19 protein-coding genes, 1 tRNA gene and 1 pseudogene are annotated in these 17,815 nt (G+C 58.4%); 6 read left to right on the top strand and 15 right to left on the bottom strand.

The window, feature by feature from the left end:
* The 6 genes and pseudogenes from prs to BLW11_RS23585 form a co-directional block, all read right to left on the bottom strand.
* Positions 1-400: pseudogene (gene prs / locus BLW11_RS23605) on the bottom strand (ribose-phosphate diphosphokinase); the annotation flags it as partial.
* Between the two features lie 45 nt (positions 401-445).
* Positions 446-520: transfer RNA gene (locus BLW11_RS23600), tRNA-Gln, on the bottom strand.
* Positions 521-631: 111 nt separating this feature from the next.
* Positions 632-1,276: a 4-(cytidine 5'-diphospho)-2-C-methyl-D-erythritol kinase gene (gene ispE / locus BLW11_RS23595; RefSeq protein ID WP_074836906.1), complete on the bottom strand. Its 645-nt coding sequence runs from the start codon at positions 1,274-1,276 to the stop codon at positions 632-634.
* Positions 1,277-1,497: 221 nt separating this feature from the next.
* Complete coding sequence (locus tag BLW11_RS24225) at positions 1,498-1,599, bottom strand: hypothetical protein (protein WP_279626636.1); 102 nt, start codon at positions 1,597-1,599, stop codon at positions 1,498-1,500.
* Positions 1,596-2,033 carry a lipoprotein insertase outer membrane protein LolB gene (gene lolB / locus BLW11_RS23590; protein ID WP_279626635.1) on the bottom strand — a complete coding sequence of 146 codons (438 nt, stop codon included), beginning with the start codon at positions 2,031-2,033 and terminating at the stop codon, positions 1,596-1,598. The genes BLW11_RS24225 and lolB overlap by 4 nt, the downstream gene beginning before the upstream one ends.
* Positions 2,034-2,049: 16 nt before the next feature.
* Entirely contained in the window at positions 2,050-3,774 is a 1,725-nt protein-coding gene (locus BLW11_RS23585; RefSeq protein WP_048360126.1) for a tetratricopeptide repeat protein, read from the bottom strand.
* 202 nt (positions 3,775-3,976) lie between these two features.
* Here BLW11_RS23585 and hemA point away from each other — a divergent pair, with 202 nt between their 5' ends.
* From hemA to BLW11_RS23555, 6 genes are all read left to right on the top strand, one after another.
* Positions 3,977-5,260, top strand: coding sequence for a glutamyl-tRNA reductase (gene hemA, locus BLW11_RS23580; protein ID WP_048360125.1), 1,284 nt, complete (start codon positions 3,977-3,979; stop codon positions 5,258-5,260).
* Between the two features lie 2 nt (positions 5,261-5,262).
* Positions 5,263-6,345: a peptide chain release factor 1 gene (prfA, locus tag BLW11_RS23575; protein WP_048360124.1), complete on the top strand. Its 1,083-nt coding sequence runs from the start codon at positions 5,263-5,265 to the stop codon at positions 6,343-6,345.
* Complete coding sequence (gene prmC / locus BLW11_RS23570; RefSeq protein ID WP_048360123.1) at positions 6,346-7,176, top strand: peptide chain release factor N(5)-glutamine methyltransferase; 831 nt, start codon at positions 6,346-6,348, stop codon at positions 7,174-7,176.
* Positions 7,170-7,925, top strand: a complete 756-nt coding sequence (locus tag BLW11_RS23565) for a molybdopterin-synthase adenylyltransferase MoeB (protein WP_048360122.1) — start codon at positions 7,170-7,172, stop codon at positions 7,923-7,925. The genes prmC and BLW11_RS23565 overlap by 7 nt, the downstream gene beginning before the upstream one ends.
* Positions 7,918-8,709, top strand: a complete 792-nt coding sequence (gene murI / locus BLW11_RS23560; RefSeq protein WP_048360121.1) for a glutamate racemase — start codon at positions 7,918-7,920, stop codon at positions 8,707-8,709. The genes BLW11_RS23565 and murI overlap by 8 nt, the downstream gene beginning before the upstream one ends.
* Positions 8,710-8,790: 81 nt before the next feature.
* Positions 8,791-9,309, top strand: coding sequence for an acyloxyacyl hydrolase (locus BLW11_RS23555; RefSeq protein ID WP_048360120.1), 519 nt, complete (start codon positions 8,791-8,793; stop codon positions 9,307-9,309).
* 70 nt (positions 9,310-9,379) lie between these two features.
* Here BLW11_RS23555 and BLW11_RS23550 read toward each other — a convergent pair whose 3' ends face one another.
* The 9 genes from BLW11_RS23550 to BLW11_RS23510 form a co-directional block, all read right to left on the bottom strand.
* A complete protein-coding gene (locus BLW11_RS23550) occupies positions 9,380-9,685 on the bottom strand; it encodes a YkgJ family cysteine cluster protein (RefSeq protein ID WP_048360119.1) in 306 nt (101 codons plus the stop codon).
* Between the two features lie 181 nt (positions 9,686-9,866).
* Positions 9,867-10,361 carry a DUF2878 domain-containing protein gene (locus BLW11_RS23545; protein WP_048360118.1) on the bottom strand — a complete coding sequence of 165 codons (495 nt, stop codon included), beginning with the start codon at positions 10,359-10,361 and terminating at the stop codon, positions 9,867-9,869.
* Positions 10,354-11,625, bottom strand: a complete 1,272-nt coding sequence (locus tag BLW11_RS23540) for an SAM-dependent methyltransferase (protein WP_048360117.1) — start codon at positions 11,623-11,625, stop codon at positions 10,354-10,356. Before BLW11_RS23540 ends, BLW11_RS23545 begins: the two co-directional genes overlap by 8 nt.
* Positions 11,612-12,412, bottom strand: coding sequence for a DUF1365 domain-containing protein (locus tag BLW11_RS23535; protein WP_048360116.1), 801 nt, complete (start codon positions 12,410-12,412; stop codon positions 11,612-11,614). Before BLW11_RS23535 ends, BLW11_RS23540 begins: the two co-directional genes overlap by 14 nt.
* Complete coding sequence (locus BLW11_RS23530) at positions 12,409-13,656, bottom strand: NAD(P)/FAD-dependent oxidoreductase (protein ID WP_048360115.1); 1,248 nt, start codon at positions 13,654-13,656, stop codon at positions 12,409-12,411. The genes BLW11_RS23535 and BLW11_RS23530 overlap by 4 nt, the downstream gene beginning before the upstream one ends.
* On the bottom strand, positions 13,653-14,423 hold the full coding sequence (locus tag BLW11_RS23525) for an SDR family NAD(P)-dependent oxidoreductase (protein ID WP_048360114.1): 771 nt from the start codon (positions 14,421-14,423) through the stop codon (positions 13,653-13,655). The genes BLW11_RS23530 and BLW11_RS23525 overlap by 4 nt, the downstream gene beginning before the upstream one ends.
* A complete protein-coding gene (gene phrB / locus BLW11_RS23520; RefSeq protein WP_048360113.1) occupies positions 14,416-15,861 on the bottom strand; it encodes a deoxyribodipyrimidine photo-lyase in 1,446 nt (481 codons plus the stop codon). The genes BLW11_RS23525 and phrB overlap by 8 nt, the downstream gene beginning before the upstream one ends.
* Before the next feature lie 15 nt (positions 15,862-15,876).
* On the bottom strand, positions 15,877-16,812 hold the full coding sequence (locus BLW11_RS23515; RefSeq protein ID WP_048360112.1) for a MerR family transcriptional regulator: 936 nt from the start codon (positions 16,810-16,812) through the stop codon (positions 15,877-15,879).
* A gap of 2 nt (positions 16,813-16,814) precedes the next feature.
* Positions 16,815-17,783, bottom strand: coding sequence for a DUF523 and DUF1722 domain-containing protein (locus tag BLW11_RS23510; RefSeq protein ID WP_048360111.1), 969 nt, complete (start codon positions 17,781-17,783; stop codon positions 16,815-16,817).
* Between the last annotated feature and the right edge of the window lie 32 nt (positions 17,784-17,815).

Below are 17,815 nucleotides of genomic sequence, written 5' to 3'. Positions count from 1 at the left end.
TGGTCAGCATGCAAATCAACCGTGAGAACACGATCGATGCCGACTACGGTAAGCATGTCAGCAACAACTTTCGCGCTGATAGCTACACGTGCGGAACGCGGACGGCGATCCTGACGGGCATAACCAAAGTAAGGAATAACAGCAGTAATACGAGTAGCTGAGGAGCGGCGGAAGGCATCAGCCATCACGACGAGTTCCATCAGGTTATCGTTGGTCGGAGCACAAGTCGGCTGAATGATGAAAACGTCTTTACCGCGGACATTTTCATTAATCTCAGCGGTAATTTCGCCGTCGGAAAATTTGCCGACAGAGATGTCACCGAGTGGATATGCAGCTGACGTACGACACGCCGAGCCAGATCGGGGTTAGCGTTCCCCGTAAAGACCATCATCTTGGACACGCGCAGTACCTGAAGGCTGAGGGTAACCTGGATGAGTATAAGAAATGGCAGGGGCGGCTGGATTCGAACCAACGCATGGCAGGATCAAAACCTGCTGCCTTACCGCTTGGCGACGCCCCTGTATCTGTTGCTACGAGTACCGTGTACCCGTTTCCTTTGCCAGATCTTGTAGCTTGCGATGCAACATCGAAACGTTGCTTCCTTTTGCTACAAACCCTGTAAGGGTGTCTGTCAGAAGGTGCAGCACTTTATCAGCATCTGCTTCGTTGGGAAGGCCCCAAATATACAACTTCCAGTTCCAGTTAATTTTGCTTCGGTATATTTACCTAACAAATTCAAAGCGTTACGTACTTCTGGATAACGCTCCTTCACTACTGCTTCGCAGTCGTTTCGGCTGTTTCCCTTGGGAACGGGGCGCACTTTAATGGGCAAAGAGTCACGTGTCAACAAAGGATCTGAAAATATTTCTGCAGTACTTACAGATACTTGCGGAACAAGTACCAAATACCAGGGTTCTTCCGGTTCTGCAGGCGTAAGAATTTCACCGATACCCTCAGCAAATGCGGCGTGTCCACGCACGAAAACCGGAACGTCTGCCCCTAAACTCAAGCCCAGCGCTGCCAGTTGCTCTTTCATCCCAGGCCAGTTGCCAAAGATGATTGAGCCCCAGCAGGGTGGTTGCAGCATTTGAGCTGCCGCCGCCGATACGCCACCCATGGGCAGCACTTTTTTGATCCGGATATCGATCCCCAGGGTACAACCGGATTGTTCCTGAAGTTTTTTTGCCGCCTTCACGATCAGATTTTGGTCGTGAGGGACGCCGGGGAATTCGGTGTGCAGGCAAATAACGCCATCGTCCCGCACGGCAAAGCTCATTTCATCGCCGTAATCGGAGGAACTGAAACAGTGTTTGCAGCTCGTGATAGCCATCTTCTCGACGACCCAGGATGTGCAGCATCAAATTCAATTTCGCCGGGGAGGGCAAAATGAGATTTTTTTTATCTAAATGGCTTGCATCTCATTGACCCAACAGGCGAGGTTGCCAATCTTTAACCACTAACGTGACGTCCAAATCCGGGCCGTGCAGCTTTACCCGCTCAGGCAGCCAGAAGCCGTTTTTGCTCTACATAGCTCAGATATTCGATTTTCCAGCCATCCTGCTCCAGGTTGGCCAGGCGGCTATCGGCATTCAGTGTCACGCGGCTTTTGCTGCCGGGCGCAGGCAAGCCGCGTACCCACCAGACCAGATGTGACCACCGGCAGGCTCCAGCCCAGTTGTTCGCCCAGCAAGGCTTCCCGGGGTTGGCGCTCCATAGCGGCCCTGATTGGCAACTTCCAGAGTTACATTTCCCGGGCGTCCGGTCAGGCGTGCAGCCCCCCGGCCCAGCGGCCCGGAAAGGCGAATATCGTAATAGTCCTGACGTTGCAGCCAGAACAGCGTGGCGCTGCCTGAGTCTTTAGGGGCGCGAATGCCGACTTTGCCGTTGATTTGCCAGCCGTCGAGTTGGGTCAGTTGCTGTTTATGTGCAGACCACAGGGCAGGGCTGCCATGGCCCTCCACCGATTCGCGGGCGCCGAAGCCCGCGCAACCGGCGAGCAGGGCGATCAGGCTAAAAGCGATCAGGTGTCGCAAATGACGATAAACATGATTAAAGATTCTCGGATCCGGTCAGGCGCAAGATGGTTTTGCGCAGGAGAGGGCTGTCAGGATTCTCTTTAAGGAACTTGGCCCAGATTTGCTTGGCTTCACGCTGTTTGCCATTGGCCCACAGCGCCTCACCGAGGTGAGAGGCGACTTCCTGATCCTGGAAGCGCTCCAGGGCCTGGCGCAGCAAGCGTTCGGCCTCATCCAGGTTGCCAAGGCGGAAATTTACCCAGCCCAGGCTGTCGAGCACTGCCGGGTCATCCGGGGTCAGGTCGTAGGCCTGCTGGATCAGCGCCTTGGCTTCGGCGTAGCGGGTGGTCCGGTCCGACAGCGTATAGCCCAGCGCGTTCAGGGCCATGGCGTTGTCGGGTTCGCGCTGGATGATGGTGCGCAGGTCTCGCTCCATTTGACCAAGATCGTTGCGCTTCTCGGCCAGCATGGCGCGTGAATACAGCAGGTTCAAATCGTCCGGGTATTGCTTGAGTGCCTGTTGCAGCACATTCCAGGCGCGATCGGTCTGGTTGTTCGCTGCCAGGGTTTCGGCCTCGATCAGGTAAAGCTGAATGGCGTAGTCGGGCTGCGTATCGCGGGCTGCTGCCAGCTTGCGGGCCGCTTCGGCGCCACGACCGTGACTGACCAGAATATCTGCTTGGCGCAGTTGTGCCGGCAGGTAGTCATTGCCGGGGCCTACCAGTGCGTACTCGGTGAGCGCGCCCTGGGGGTCATTGCGCTCTTCGGCAATACGGCCCAGATTCAAATGCGCCGAATCAACATGGCTGTCGCGCTCGATCAGTTCTTGCAGATAACCCTCAGCCTCGTCCCAGGCCTTGCCTTCCAGGCAGACCAGCGCCAGGGAGAAGCGCAGTTCGTCGTCTTCGGGGTATTGCTGGACCAGGCTGGCAAATTGCACCTTGGCCTCGCCCATTCGGTTCTGTTCGACCAGGGTTCGGGCGTAGGTGAGCCCCAGACGCTTGTCGTCGGGGTATTGGCGAATGCTCTTTTTCAGCAGTGGCAGTGCTTCATCGCCGCGATTGAGGCTTTGCAGCAAGCGGGCCCGCAGCAGAAGCGGGGCAACCTCACCGTCTTGTGGCGGGTTTTTTTCCAGCAGCTTCAGCGCGCCTTCTGCATCGCCGTCCTGCTGCATCAACAAGGCTTTGCCGAAAATCAGCTGGCCGTTGTCCGGATGCTTGATCAGAAGGCGATCAAAACTTTTTTGCAGGCCCGCACGGGTATCGGCATCTGTTTCTATCGCTGACAGGGCCAGGAAGTCGAAGTGAGTGTCGCCTTTGGCTTGCAGGACTTTTTCCATGTAGGCCATGGAGTCGTCATAGCGACCATTGCGCGCCAACTGAATGGCGGCAGCGCGTTGCGCCTCAAGGTCGTCCGGGGCGTTTCTGGCCCAGATCAGCGATGTATCGAGTGCGGCCTGATCGGCGCCCAGATACTCGGCAATACGGAAAGCACGCTCGGAGATGCCGGGGTCCTGTGTATTGATTGCCTGGGTCACGTAGTTATCGAGTGCGATATCCAGACGATTACGTTGACCGGCCAGCTCGGCGCTCAACAGGCTGTACAGCGTTTCTTCGCTGAACGAGCTGTAGACGGTGGGCTTTGCCGGGGCGGCGGTGACGTCTTCGGCCGCGGATGAATCTTCCGGGGACGTGGGAGCCAGGACCTGACAGCCACCAAGGAGGACGAGAGCAAGGAGCAACGCGGAGGATCTATTCATATAGGAGAAGGGCGACTTACCTGCGGTTTGGGCATCATGACACATGCGATGACGCAAACCCTAGCAGGTGCGACTATCGATATCCGGGGGCTGATGATGTGTTCAACAGACGTTAACTATAGAGACAATAGTCAGCAATGGTTGTTCTCAATCTGGCGAAGTAGGACAATTGTCGGCTTCTCGTCATCATCAGCGATCTTGAATGGCCTTCCTCGCACTCGGTATTAACCACAAGACTGCTTCAGTAGACGTCCGCGAGCGCGTGGCTTTTACTCCAGAGCAGTTGGTTGAGGCCTTGCAGCAGCTCTGCCGCCTAACCGACAGTCGCGAAGCTGCGATCCTCTCCACCTGCAATCGCAGTGAGCTCTATATAGAGCAGGACCACCTTTCGCCTGACAGTGTGCTCAAGTGGCTGGCGGATTATCACAACCTCAGCCTCGAAGAATTGCGGGCTTGTGCCTATGTCCATGAGGACGATGCTGCCGTTCGTCACATGATGCGTGTGGCTTCAGGCCTGGATTCGCTGGTGTTGGGCGAGCCGCAAATCCTCGGTCAGATGAAATCGGCCTACGCCGTGGCACGTGAGGCGGGCACCGTAGGGCCTTTGTTGGGGCGTTTGTTCCAGGCAACCTTCAACTCGGCCAAACAGGTGCGCACCGACACCGCCATCGGTGAAAACCCGGTGTCTGTGGCCTTTGCCGCCGTCAGTCTGGCCAAGCAGATCTTCAGCGACTTGCAGCGCAGCCAGGCCTTGCTGATCGGTGCGGGCGAGACCATTACCCTGGTCGCCCGTCACCTGCACGACCTGGGGGTCAAGCGTATCGTGGTGGCCAACCGTACCCTGGAGCGCGCCAGCACGTTGGCTGCACAGTTCGGAGCCCACGCGGTGCTGCTGTCGGACATCCCTCAAGAGCTGGTGCATAGCGATATCGTTATCAGTTCCACCGCCAGCCAGTTGCCGATCTTGGGCAAGGGCGCGGTCGAAAGCGCCTTGAAGCTGCGCAAGCACAAGCCTATTTTTATGGTCGATATTGCTGTTCCCCGCGATATCGAGCCGGAAGTCGGCGAGCTGGACGACGTTTACCTCTATACCGTCGATGATCTTCACGAGGTGGTTGCCGAAAACCTCAAGAGTCGTCAGGGCGCAGCTCAGGCGGCAGAAGAGATGGTCAGCATTGGCGCTGACGACTTTATGGTGCGTTTGCGTGAGCTGGCTGCGGTCGATGTGCTTAAGGCCTACCGCCAGCAAAGCGAGCGCTTGCGCGACGAAGAACTGCAAAAAGCCCAGCGTATGCTCGCCAACGGCAGCAACCCTGAAGACGTACTGGTACAGCTGGCGCGCGGTCTGACCAATAAGTTGCTGCACGCACCCAGCGTCCAGCTGAAGAAGCTTTCTGCCGAAGGCCGCCTCGATGCGCTGGCCATGGCCCAAGAACTTTTTGCCCTCGGTGAGGGCTCCTCGCATAGCTCTGCGGATAAAAAATAGTAATGAAAGCGTCACTGCTTAATAAGCTGGACATCCTCCAGGACCGTTTTGAAGAACTGACCGCATTGCTTGGCGATGGCGAAGTCATTTCTGATCAAACCAAATTCCGCGCCTATTCCAAGGAATACGCCGAAGTTGAACCCATTGTTACGGCTTACGGGCTGTGGCTGAAAGTACAGGCAGACCTTGAAGGCGCACAGGCGTTGCTCAAGGATAGCGACCCGGACATGCGTGAAATGGCGGTCGAAGAAGTTCGCGAAGCCAAAGAGCGCCTGGTCGAGCTTGAAGGTGACTTGCAGCGCATGCTGTTGCCTAAAGACCCTAATGACGGGCGCAACGTATTCCTCGAAATTCGCGCCGGGACCGGTGGCGATGAAGCGGCCATTTTTGCCGGCGACCTGTTTCGCATGTATTCCCGTTACGCCGAGCGTCGTGGCTGGAAGCTGGAAATCCTGTCAGAAAACAGCGGCGAACATGGCGGCTATAAAGAAGTCATTGCTCGCGTCGAAGGCGAGAATGTTTACGGCAAGCTGAAGTTCGAGTCGGGTGTACATCGCGTGCAGCGCGTCCCCGCCACCGAATCCCAGGGTCGTATCCACACCTCTGCCTGCACCGTGGCCGTATTGCCTGAGCCGGATGAGCAAGAAGCCATTGAGATCAATCCGTCGGATTTGCGGGTCGATACCTACCGCTCCTCGGGGGCGGGTGGTCAGCACGTCAACAAGACTGACTCGGCGATCCGTATCACGCACTTGCCCTCGGGCATAGTGGTGGAGTGCCAGGAAGAGCGTTCCCAGCATAAAAACCGGGCGCGGGCGATGTCCTGGCTTTCCGCCAAGTTGAATGACCAGCAAACCAGTGCTGCGGCCAATGCGATTGCCAGCGAGCGCAAATCGCTGGTGGGCTCGGGGGATCGCTCCGAGCGGATCCGCACTTACAATTTCGCGCAGGGGCGAGTGACCGACCATCGCGTCAACCTGACCCTGTATTCCTTGGATGACGTACTGGCTGGCGGCGTTGATGCCGTTATCGAGCCATTATTGGCGGAGTTTCAGGCTGATCAACTGACCGCCCTGGGTGAATAAATGACTATTATTGCCAGCTTGTTACGGGCTGCTGAACTGCCTGACTCGCCAACTGCCCGTCTTGATGCGGAGCTGCTATTGGCTGCCGCCCTGGGCAAGTCGCGCAGTTACTTGCACACATGGCCAGAGAAAATTGTCAGCAGCGAAGCGGCATTGGCCTTCTCGCAGTTTCTGTTGCGTCGTCGGGCCGGTGAGCCGGTGGCCTACATTCTGGGGCAGCAGGGTTTCTGGAACCTTGATCTGGAAGTGGCGCCGCACACGTTGATCCCGCGTCCCGACACCGAACTGCTGGTCGAAACGGCGCTGGAACTGCTGCCTGCCAGCCCGGCCAGGGTTCTTGACCTGGGCACGGGCAGCGGGGCCATTGCCCTGGCGCTGGCCAGCGAGCGCGCCGCCTGGCAAGTCACCGCGGTTGACCGCGTACTTGAAGCCGTGGCGCTGGCCGAGCGTAACCGTCAGCGTTTGCAGCTTGAAAACGTCAAGGTGTTTACCAGCCACTGGTTTAGCGCCTTGGCCGACCAGCGTTTTGATCTGATCATCAGCAACCCGCCCTATATTGCCGCCGGTGACGTGCACCTGGCTGAAGGCGATGTGCGTTTTGAGCCCGAAAGCGCTCTGGTCGCCGGTGTTGATGGCCTGGACGATATACGCGAGATCATCTGCGCTTCGGCGCAGCACTTGAATGCAGGCGGGTGGCTGATGCTGGAGCACGGTTACGATCAGGCCCAGGCCGTTCGCGAACTGTTGCTGGCAGCAGGTTATGCACAGGTTGAAAGCCGCAAGGACCTGGGCGGGCACGAACGCATTACGTTGGGTCGCCTGCCGTGCTGACCGATGAGGAGCTGTTGCGCTATAGCCGGCAGATCCTGTTGCAACAGGTCGATATCGATGGCCAGTTGAAACTCAAAAACAGCCGTGTGCTGATTATCGGCCTTGGCGGGCTTGGTTCGCCCGTCGCGCTCTACCTTGCCGCGGCCGGTGTCGGTGAGCTGCATCTGGCCGACTTCGACAGCGTCGACCTGACCAACCTGCAGCGCCAGATTATTCACGACACCGCCAATGTTGGTGAGAGCAAGGTCGACTCGGCGTTGCGCCGGCTGCGCCTGATAAATCCGCACATCAAGCTGGTCGGCCACCGTTCGGCGCTGGATGCCGACTCGTTGAACGAGGCGGTGTCCCACGTGGATCTGGTGCTCGATTGCTGCGACAACTTTGCCACCCGCGAAGCGGTGAACCGGGCCTGTGTCGCGGCGCGCAAGCCATTGGTCAGTGGTGCGGCGATTCGCCTTGAGGGGCAATTGTCGGTGTTTGATTCGCGTCAGCCCGCAAGCCCTTGCTATCACTGCCTGTACGGGCACGGGAGCGAAGAGGAACTGACCTGCAGCGAAGCCGGCGTGCTTGGCCCGCTGGTAGGGCTGGTCGGCAGCTTGCAAGCCCTTGAAGCGCTCAAGGTACTGGCCGGTTTTGGTGAACCGCTGGTAGGTCGACTGTTATTGATCGATGCCTTGGGCACACGTTTTCGCGAATTGCGGGTCAAGCGTGACCCGGCGTGCAGCGTGTGCGGAGCTGGCCATGAGTGAGGCGCCGGTTGGGGTTTTCGACTCTGGCGTCGGTGGCCTGTCGGTCCTCAAGGAAATACACACCCTGTTGCCCAACGAGTCGCTGCTCTACGTGGCGGACTGTGGGCATATCCCGTATGGCGAAAAAAGCCCCGGGTTTATTCGCCAGCGCTGCGCAGTAGTGGCTGATTTCTTCCAGCGCCAGGGCGCCAAAGCCCTGGTGCTGGCCTGCAATACCGCGACAGTGGCCGGGGTTGCAGACTTGCGTCAGCTGTACCCCGAGTGGCCCATCGTCGGTATGGAACCCGCCGTCAAACCGGCCGCGGCAGCCACGCGCAGCGGTGTGGTGGGCGTGCTCGCAACCACCGGCACGTTGCAAAGCGCCAAGTTTGCCGCCTTGCTCGACCGCTTTGCCAACGATGTCCGGGTCATTACCCAGCCATGTCCCGGCCTGGTGGAACTGATCGAAACCGGCGACCTGCACAGCGATGCCTTGTTCACCTTGTTAAAAGGCTACATAGAGCCTTTGCTGGCGGCGGGGTGCGACACCATCATTCTGGGCTGCACCCATTACCCCTTCCTCAAGCCTCTGCTCAGCCAGATGCTCCCACCTTCGATCAGCCTGATTGATACCGGCGCCGCCGTGGCGCGTCAGCTTCAGCGTTTATTGACGGAACAAGACTTGCTGGCGGTGGGCCCATCCCGCGAACCACAGTTCTGGACCAGCGCTTCGCCTGAACACTTAGGAAAAATCCTGCCTGTGCTGTGGAATAAATCTGGCGTTGTGCGAAGCTTCGGACTGTAAAAAATCTGATATCAGCGCTATGACGTCTGCTTGCTGAAGCACACAACAACTGACAGATACCTATGAAAAAGGACTTTTCCTGTGAAGCGACTTTTTTGTTTGGCTGCGTTTGCCGCCGCTGCACTGGGGCAGAGCTATACGGCGCAAGCCGCCGGGATTGAATTTGGGGTGGGGCATACCGCCGAATCGACCATGACTTATCGTCTGGGCTTGAAGTCCGATTGGGGCAAAAGCTGGATGCAAAGCGATACGGGGCGTCTGACCGGATACTGGGACGGGGCTTACACCTACTGGGAAGGTGACAAGTCATCCGCGAGCAACAGCCTGTCGTTCTCGCCCGTATTTGTGTACGAATTTGCCGGTGAAAAGATTAACCCCTATATAGAGGCCGGGATCGGGGTTGCGTTGTTCTCGCACACTGAAATCGAAGGCAACCGGCTGGGAACGGCTTTCCAGTTTGAGGACCGCCTGGGTTTCGGTTTGCGCTTTGCGGGTGGGCATGAGGTCGGGATTCGTGCGACTCACTACTCCAATGCGGGCATTTCCAGCACCAATGACGGCGTAGAAAGCTATGCGCTGCATTACACGATGCCGCTGTAGGACCGCGACAGGTCTGGCGAAGTCTTTGTGGGAGCTGGGTTGGGCGACACAGACGATACGGTTTGTGTGTTCAGCGATACGCCGTCTCAATGCCCTGGCGTTCGTTGAGGCATTCGACCTCGCCCATTTCGAATTCACGGCAAATCAGCGGGCGTTTCTCATAGATGGTGCACATCATGGTGTTGCGGTCCAACGCCGCACACCAGCCATCGTCCAGACGCAGCATGACCTCACCGCCCCAATCGTCGTTGTCGATAAAGCGCTCGGGCACGCCGGTGTCGGTGATGAGCATCACTTCCAGTTGGCAGCAGCACGCCGCACACGTCGAACAGGTGACGGCGGGTTCGTTGATTTCGGTCAGGGGGATGTTGGTCATAGGCGCGCAGTGTAAGGCAGAGCCGCCGTCAGGTGTGAATGTGCTGATGAACGCAGATTTTTTTATAGAAACCAGGTTGCCGTTCAAGGGGCCTTTCTAGCAGCTGACCCCGTGGGAGCGAGCCTGCTCGCGAAGGTTGTTCGCGAGCAGGCTCGCTCCCACGGCTGAAATCATGCGGCCCTTATCGCAGCCTGCGGTAGCGGCTACAGGCGTTCAGCAATGGAAACAACCCCGCCCACAACAGGCTCAACCCGGCCAGTGTCGGCCACAGGCCCAAAGGGAACTGCACCGCTCCCAGCCGCTGCCCGGCGTAATACGACAACGGCCCACTGATAGCCCCCAGCAAAATGGCGCGCCACAAAGGCTTGGCCGTCCAGGCCAGGCAATGGTTCAAGGTGATGGCCAGTAATGCCCACAACACAACCAGCCAGAACGGAATCAAAAAGCCAGGTTGCTTGAAGACGAAAACCCCGGCATTGAGCAGCAGGCTGTCGACAGCAGTGCCGAGTAAACACACGACGAGCACTAAACGGACTTCTGCCATTGAGCGACTTATCCACAGCAGATGCGCCATCAAAGCGGCGCCTGCCAGCACTAGCCACAGGCTGTTGCCCCCCAGCACACAAGCAAACCAGCCGAGCTGGAACAGCCCGGCATTGGCCAGATTCTTAAGCACTAAACCGCCCGAGCAACGGCGCAGGCATCGCCGCCGGCTTGGCCAGCAACAATTGCGCGGTGCCGATGCTGCGCTCAAGAAAGCCGCCTTCGCAGTAGCACAGGTAAAACTCCCACAGGCGCAGAAAGTATTCGTCGTAGCCCAATTCAGTCAAACGCCCGTGGGCGCGGCGAAAGTTCTCATGCCACAGACGCAAGGTTTTGGCGTAGTGCAGGCCAAAGTCCTCCATGTGCATCAGGTTCATGTCCGTGTCTTTGCCGACGATTTCGAGCATTTTTTGCACGCTGGGCAGCGCACCGCCCGGGAATATGTAGCGCTGGATAAAGTCCACGCTGGTTTTGGCTTGCTCGTAACGTTGTTCCCGGATGGTGATGGCTTGCAGCAGCATCAACCCATGGGGCTTGAGCAGGTGGGAGCATTGTTTGAAGTAGCTTGGCAAAAAGCGATGCCCGACCGCTTCGATCATCTCGATCGACACCAGCTTGTCGTATTGCCCTGTTAAATCGCGGTAATCCTCCAGTAGCAAAGTCACCTGATCTTGTAAGCCCAAGGCTTCGATACGGGCTTTGGTGTAGTCGAATTGCTCCTTGGACAAGGTAGTGGTCGTGACTTTGCAGCCGTAATGCTGTGCGGCAAACAACGCCATGCTGCCCCAGCCGGTACCGATTTCGAGCAAGTGGTCTTCGGGTTTGAGGTCGAGCTTCTGGCAAATACGCTGCAACTTATTGAGCTGGGCTTGCTCCAGGGTGTCGTCCTCGTTAAGGAACTGCGCTGCCGAATACATCATGGTGGGGTCGAGGAACTGCTCGAACATCTCGTTACCCAAGTCGTAATGCGCGGCAATATTCTTTTGCGAGCCTTTGCGGGTATTGCGGTTGATCCAGTGCAAAGCACGGATCAGCGGGCGGCCCAGGCGTGCCAGCCCGTCTTCCATGGCGTCGAGCACAGCCATATTGCTGACCAGTACGCGGACCACCTTGGTCAGGTCGGGTGAGCTCCAGTAACCATGGATAAACGCTTCGCCCGCGCCAATCGAGCCGCTGCTGGCGATCATGCCCCAGAGGTTTGTGTCGTGGATGTGTACTTCGGCCACCAGGCCTGCGCTGCAATCACCGAACATGAGGCGTTCGCCGTTTTCGATCACGACCAGATGACCGTTTTTCAACTGGCTCAGTTGGCGCATGACCCCGCGGCGCAGCAATGCGCTGGTCAGATTATGGGCCGTGGACAGTGAGGGTTTACTAACCAGGCTAGGGCTCTTCATGGCGTTGATCCTTGGGTTGCAGGGCGGCAATGCGAAAGGCGCCGTCGGCGGCCTGATGGGGGAAAATCGGTGTGCGCTTGAGCAGCAGGCGCAAGGCTTGCCAGTAGATGGCCAGACAGGTTTTGGCGGTCATCCACGGGAACTGACGCAAGTAACGATGCAGCCCTGCGCGGTCCAGCGTCGTGCGTTGCAGGTTGAGGGTGGCATCGAACATTTTCAGGTCGCCCTGCCAGTCCGCCATATGCACCCCGAGCCGGGTGTCCGGCGGGCTGAAGCTCATGCGGTATTCCAGATCGGGAGGAAGAAAGGGTGAGACGTGAAAGGCTTTGGCCACGGCGACATGCTGAAAGCCGTCACCCTGAGCCGGGAGCACGTAGTGATAGCGTTCGCGCCAAGGCGTATTGGTGACTTCGCACAAGATGGCGGCCAGTTTTCCGTCAGCCTCGTAGCAGTAAAAGAAACTCACCGGGTTGAAGGACAACCCCCAGCTGCGGGCTTGCGTCAGCAAACAGATCGCGCCTTGCGGTGTATGCCCCAAAGCCACGGCAACTTGCTGACGAACCGCATCGATCAGGCGCATGCCGGTTGCCGTGTATGTTTTCAGGTAATCGGTTTCACGAAAAGAAAACGGCGCAAAGCGGCTTTTGCCGGCCAGTGGCGATAGCGCGAGGACAGCGTCTTGTTCGTCCAGATCCAGGTACAGCAAGCCTATTTGATAGCGGAATGCATGGGTGGTCGGCGCAAAGCGTCGATGGGCGATCCAGCCGCTGTACAGGGCGCTGTTCATAGCTGCTGGCCAAAGGCTGCCGCGACGCGCAGCGCACTGGCGACACCGTCTTCATGGAACCCGTTGGCCCAATACGCGCCACAGTAAAAACTGTGGTGTGCGCCCAGCAACTCTTGCCAACGGGCTTGAGCCGCCACGGCGCCCAGGCTGTATTGCGGATGGGCGTAGGTGTAACTGGCCAGTATTTTGAGAGGATCGATGGCTACGCTCTGATTAAGGCTGACGCAGAAGGTCGTCTCACTCTGAATACCCTGCAGGATATTCATGTTGTAGGTGACCGCAGCGCCCCTTGGGCCGGCATTGCCCAAGCGATAATTCCAGCTTGCCCACGCCAGTTTTCGATTGGGCAACAGGCGAGTGTCGGTGTGCAGCACCACATCGTTTTCGGCATAGGGCATGGCACCCAGAATTTGCGCTTCGGCCACGGAAGGGCGCGCCAGCATTTTCAAGGCCTGATTGCTGTGGCAGGCAAAAATCACCTTGTCGAAATACTCACTGCCGGCGGCACTGTGGATCAGTACCCCGTCTTTATCGCGTTCGACACGTTTGACCGGGCAGTTCAGACGAATCTTGTCGGCAAAACCTGCACTCAGGGGTTTCACATACGCGCTTGATCCGCCTTCAATCACTCGCCATTGCGGGCGATTAGTGACGCTTAGCAAACCGTGGTTTTTGAAGAAACGCACAAAAAACTGCAGCGGAAAGTTCTGCATCTCGTCCAGCGACATGGACCAGATCGCCGCGCCCATCGGCACGATGTAGTGCTCGATAAAGCGGCGGCCATAACCGCGCTGCTGCAGGTAGTCGCCCAGCCGGATATCGCTGTCAATACGATGCTCTTCCAGGTCGCGGACGGCTTCGCGATTGAAGCGCAAAATATCGCGCAACATGCCCCAGAAGCCGGGTGACAAGAGGTTGCTGCGCTGGGCAAACAAACTGTTGAGTGTGTTGCCGTTGTATTCGAGCCTGCTGTCGGTGTCGTGGACGGAAAAACTCATCTGCGTGGCTTTGGAGCGAACCCCCAATTGGTCCATCAGCTTGATGAAGTTGGGGTAGGTCCAGTCGTTGAACACGATGAATCCGGTGTCCACGGCATATGACTGGCCTTTGACATCCACGTTGACGGTATGGGTGTGGCCGCCGACCCAGTCACTGGCTTCGAACACGCTGATGTCGTGTGCCTTATGCAACAAGTAGCCGCAGGTCAGCCCGGAAATACCGCTGCCAATGATCGCGATTTTCATGATGATTCACCGTCAGAAGTCCGGGCCAGGCGTTTGCCGAGCGCAACTTGCAGGCGTTTTGGCAAGTTCGCCAGCAACCGCAGCGCTACGATAAACAGTGCGGGAAATGCGATCTCCAGCGGGCGTTTGTCCAGACGCTGGCAAATATGCTGTGCCGCCTTTTGCGCAGGCCAGCGCATGGGCATCGGGAAGTCGTTTTTTTCGGTGAGCGGGGTGTCGACAAAGCCTGGGCTGACGAGTGTGACGTCAATGCCCTCCTGGGCCAGGTCGATACGCAGTGATTCGAGCAAGTAGCGCAGGCCGGCTTTCGATGCGCCATAAGCCTCGGCGCGTGGCAGTGCCCAATAGGTGACAGAGCTGACCACGCCCACCAGATGCGGCCGCGAGCCTGCGCGCAGCAAGGGTAGCGCGCGCTCAATGCAGTAGCTGCTTGCCAGCAGGTTAGTGCGCACCACGCGCTCGATCACCGCAGCGTCGAACTGACGGACGTCGACATATTCACAGGTCCCGGCGTTGAGGATCACGGTGTCCAGCGCCCCCCATGCCTGGGCGATGCATCTGCCGATTTCCTGTACCTGCACGCTGTCGGTCAGGTCGCCGGGCACCAGCAAGACTTGCCCGGGGTAGCGATCGGACAATGCTTTCAGGGGTTCCAGCGTGCGGGCGGTCAGCGCCACCCGGGCGCCGCTGCCCAGCAACTCTTCAGCCATGTGCGCGCCTATCCCGCTGCTGGCGCCTGTGAGCCAAATCCGCCGCACGTCAGCCATGGCTCACCTCTGTCACTTGTCGTGACGGCAGATTTTTGAAAGCGCTCAGGGCGCGTTCGCGGCTTTGGCTCAAATCAACGATGGGGGCCGGGTAATTGGCCGCGCCAAACAGCCCGCCAATCGAGGCGGGGTTGTGCACGTGTTTTTTATTCAGGTTCGCGAGCTCTGGCAGCCAGTGCTTGATGAAGCGCCCTTCAGGGTCGAATCGTTCTGACTGGCTCAGCGGGTTGAAAATTCTGAAGTACGGCACCGAATCGGTACCGGTGGATGAACTCCATTGCCAGCCACCGTTGTTGGCGGCCAGATCACCGTCGATCAAATGCTGCATAAAAAAGCGTTCGCCTTCACGCCAGTCGATCAGCAGGTTTTTGGTGAGGAACATCGCCACCACCATCCTCAGGCGGTTGTGCATCCAGCCGGTTGCAAGCAACTGGCGAATGGCCGCATCAATGATCGGAAAGCCCGTGCGGCCCTCTTTCCAGGCAGCCAGATCTCGGGGGGCATCACGCCAGGGTAAACACTCGGTGTCCGGCCTGAAGGCGCGGTGCCGGGAAACCCTGGGGTAGCCCACCAGAATATGTTTGTAGAACTCGCGCCACAGCAGTTCGCTGATCCAGGTTGAAGCGCCGGCACTGCCAGTTTCGAACTCGCCATGGTTGCTTTGCACCGCGGCGTGCAGGCATTGGCGCGGTGAGATGACACCGGCTGCCAGGTAGGCCGATAGCTGGCTGGTGCCGGGGGCTGCTGGCAAGTCGCGCTGTTCTTTGTAGTCGTGGATGGCCTCATCGGTAAAGCGTGTGAGGCGCTGGCGGGCTTCGTCTTCTCCGGCAGGCCATAGCGCCCGCAATGACTCGCTTGGGGCAGCAAAGCCTGTGACCGATTCGGGAATCGCATCGCGCTTAATCGACAGTGGAGCCTGAGCCCGGGGTTTGCCAGTGACCGGCGGCAAGGCTATCTGCAAACGGCTGTAGCAGACCTTGCGGAACTGGCCGAACACCTGGAAGTACGACCCGCTTTGGGTCAGTACGCTGCCGGGCTTGAACAGCAATTGGTCCAGGCAGCTGTGAAAGTCGATGCCCTGAGCGTCGAGCGCGCGGGCAACCGCTTGGTCGCGGCGGGTTTCGTGGATGCCGTATTCCTGATTGACGTGTACCGCTTCAACACCCAGTTGTTGGCACAACTCAAGGATCACCCCGGGTGCTTGATCCCACATCGACGCGGTGCGAATCAGCAGCGGGATATTGAGCTGCTGCAGGCTGTCGCTCAGGATTCGCAGGTTGCGCAGCCAAAAATCGACTTTGCACGGAGCGTCGTCATGGGCCAGCCATTGTTCCGGGCTGATGAGGTACAGGGCCACGGTTGGGCCGCGTTCTGCAGCGGCTCCCAGGGCGGTGTTGTCGTAGTGGCGCAAATCGCTGCGCAGCCAGATCAGTTGCATGGTGGTTCCTTGGGGCTAGAAAAGTCCGAGCTGGCTGAGTCGTTGATGGGCGTCAAGCGGATCAATAGCCAGAAACAATCCCGGGATTTCAGTTGTACATACGGCCAGCTCGACGCTATGGATGCATACCGTTGGTCCGGCAATCAGGATCGGGCAATCCATGGCGTTGAGTAGTTTTGGCAGTTGCTGGAGGTTGAGGGTCTGGCTTGAATAGAGCACCACGGCCGGTGACTTGAGGCGTTCAACCGCCAAGGCCAGCTCGCCGTTGGGCAGGGGCGCGTCGAATACTTCAACCGGGTAATGGCTGCTGCTGACCAACCAGGCGGTGAGCCACAGTTGCGCTTCGAAATGCTTGGTTGAATGGTTGATCAGCAGAACGGGCGGCCCTTTTAGCGAGCGGTTGTTGTGGTAGATCCGGGCGCCCAGTTTGCTGCGCATCCAGGAGCTGAAGAACACGCGCTCCATCTGTGCCCCGAATTGGCCCTGCCAGCGTTGTTCCAGCTCGCTTAAAAGCGGAATCAACAGTTGCTCGCACAGGGTATGGGCCGGATACATCGACATGAGCTGGTTGAAATTGTCATCGAGCCTGCGTTCCGACAGCTCGGCGATCGCCAGCGTCAGAGCCTGGCGCCATGCCTGCCAGTCGTTGCCGGCAGGTTCGCGGAATGCAGGCAGGGAATCGAGCAGCGGTTTGACCTGGCTGACGGCTACCCCGCGGTTGAGCCACGTCAGAATGTGGCGGATACGCAGGATGTGTTCGGCCGAGAACAGGCGATGGCCTTTGGCCGTGCGGTGGGGAATGATCAGCCCATACCGGCGCTCCCAGGCGCGCAGGGTCACGGCATTCACGCCGGTGATGCGGGCCACCTCACGTATCGGCTGCCAGCCCTCGGCCAGCGCCTTGCTGTAGTCCGCATCGGGAGGGGTGGACATGGTCAGGTCGTCATTCATGGTCAGATCGCATTGCGCAGGCTGAGGTTTTCAGGGTGCGGTTGCAGATAGACCTGGCTTGAAATGTAGGGGGTCGGGTGCCGGCGAAAGTGATGCTTGAGCAGTGTCAGTGGCACCACCAGCGGCACAATGCCGTGCAGGTATTGAGTAATCAGCAGCTGCATTTCTTGCTTGTCTTCGGCGCTGATGGACCGTTTGAGATACCCGCTGATGTGTTGCAGCACATTGGTGTGGGTGCGACGTGTTGCACATTGCTTGAGGGCTTTCATCAGTTCGCTGAAGTACAGCGGGGCGATCTTGCATGCATCACTCTTGCCCAGGTTGCCGAGCAGATTACCCAGGATTTTGTACTGCGCGGGGTGGTTGGCCATGAGCTGATATTTGTAGCGGGCGTGAAATTCTGTCAGTGAGCGGCGGGTAATGCCCGCATTGAGCAACGCCTGCCAGGCGCTGTATGCATACACCCGGGTCAGGAAGTTTTCGCGCAGTACGGGGTCGTTTAGGCGGCCGTCTTCTTCCACGGGCAAGTCAGGGTGTGCCGCGCAAATTGCCTGGGCGTAGATTCCGCGCCCGCTCAGCTCGGCGGGGCGCCCGCCGTCCTGATACACCTTGACCCGCTCAAGCCCGCAGGACGGTGACTTCTGCATAAAGATGTAGCCGCAAATATCGGTAAGCGCGGCGGCCGTCGTCACCCCGTAGTCGTGTAGCGCCTGGGTCACGTTCAGGGTCGCATCGACACTGCCAACCGCCTGCGGCTGAGCCGGGTCGCCAATCAGCCGGATCGGCTGGCGCGGAATGCCCAGGCCGATGGCGACTTCAGGGCACAAGGGTACAAAATCGAAGTGTTCACTGAGGGCCTGACTGCACAGTCGCGACTCTTTGTGCCCACCGTTGAAGCGAACTTCTGCTCCCATCAAGCAGGCGCTGATGGCGATTTTCGGTTTGGTGTGAGACGAGACGGTGCTGGCCATGTGATAAACCTCAAAGAATTACTTGTACATCT

The sequence above is a fragment of the Pseudomonas deceptionensis genome (genome assembly GCF_900106095.1).
Taxonomy (GTDB): domain Bacteria; phylum Pseudomonadota; class Gammaproteobacteria; order Pseudomonadales; family Pseudomonadaceae; genus Aquipseudomonas; species Aquipseudomonas deceptionensis.
The sequence above is the reverse complement of the archived record's forward strand: the minus strand, read 5'-3'. Positions and strand labels throughout refer to the sequence as shown.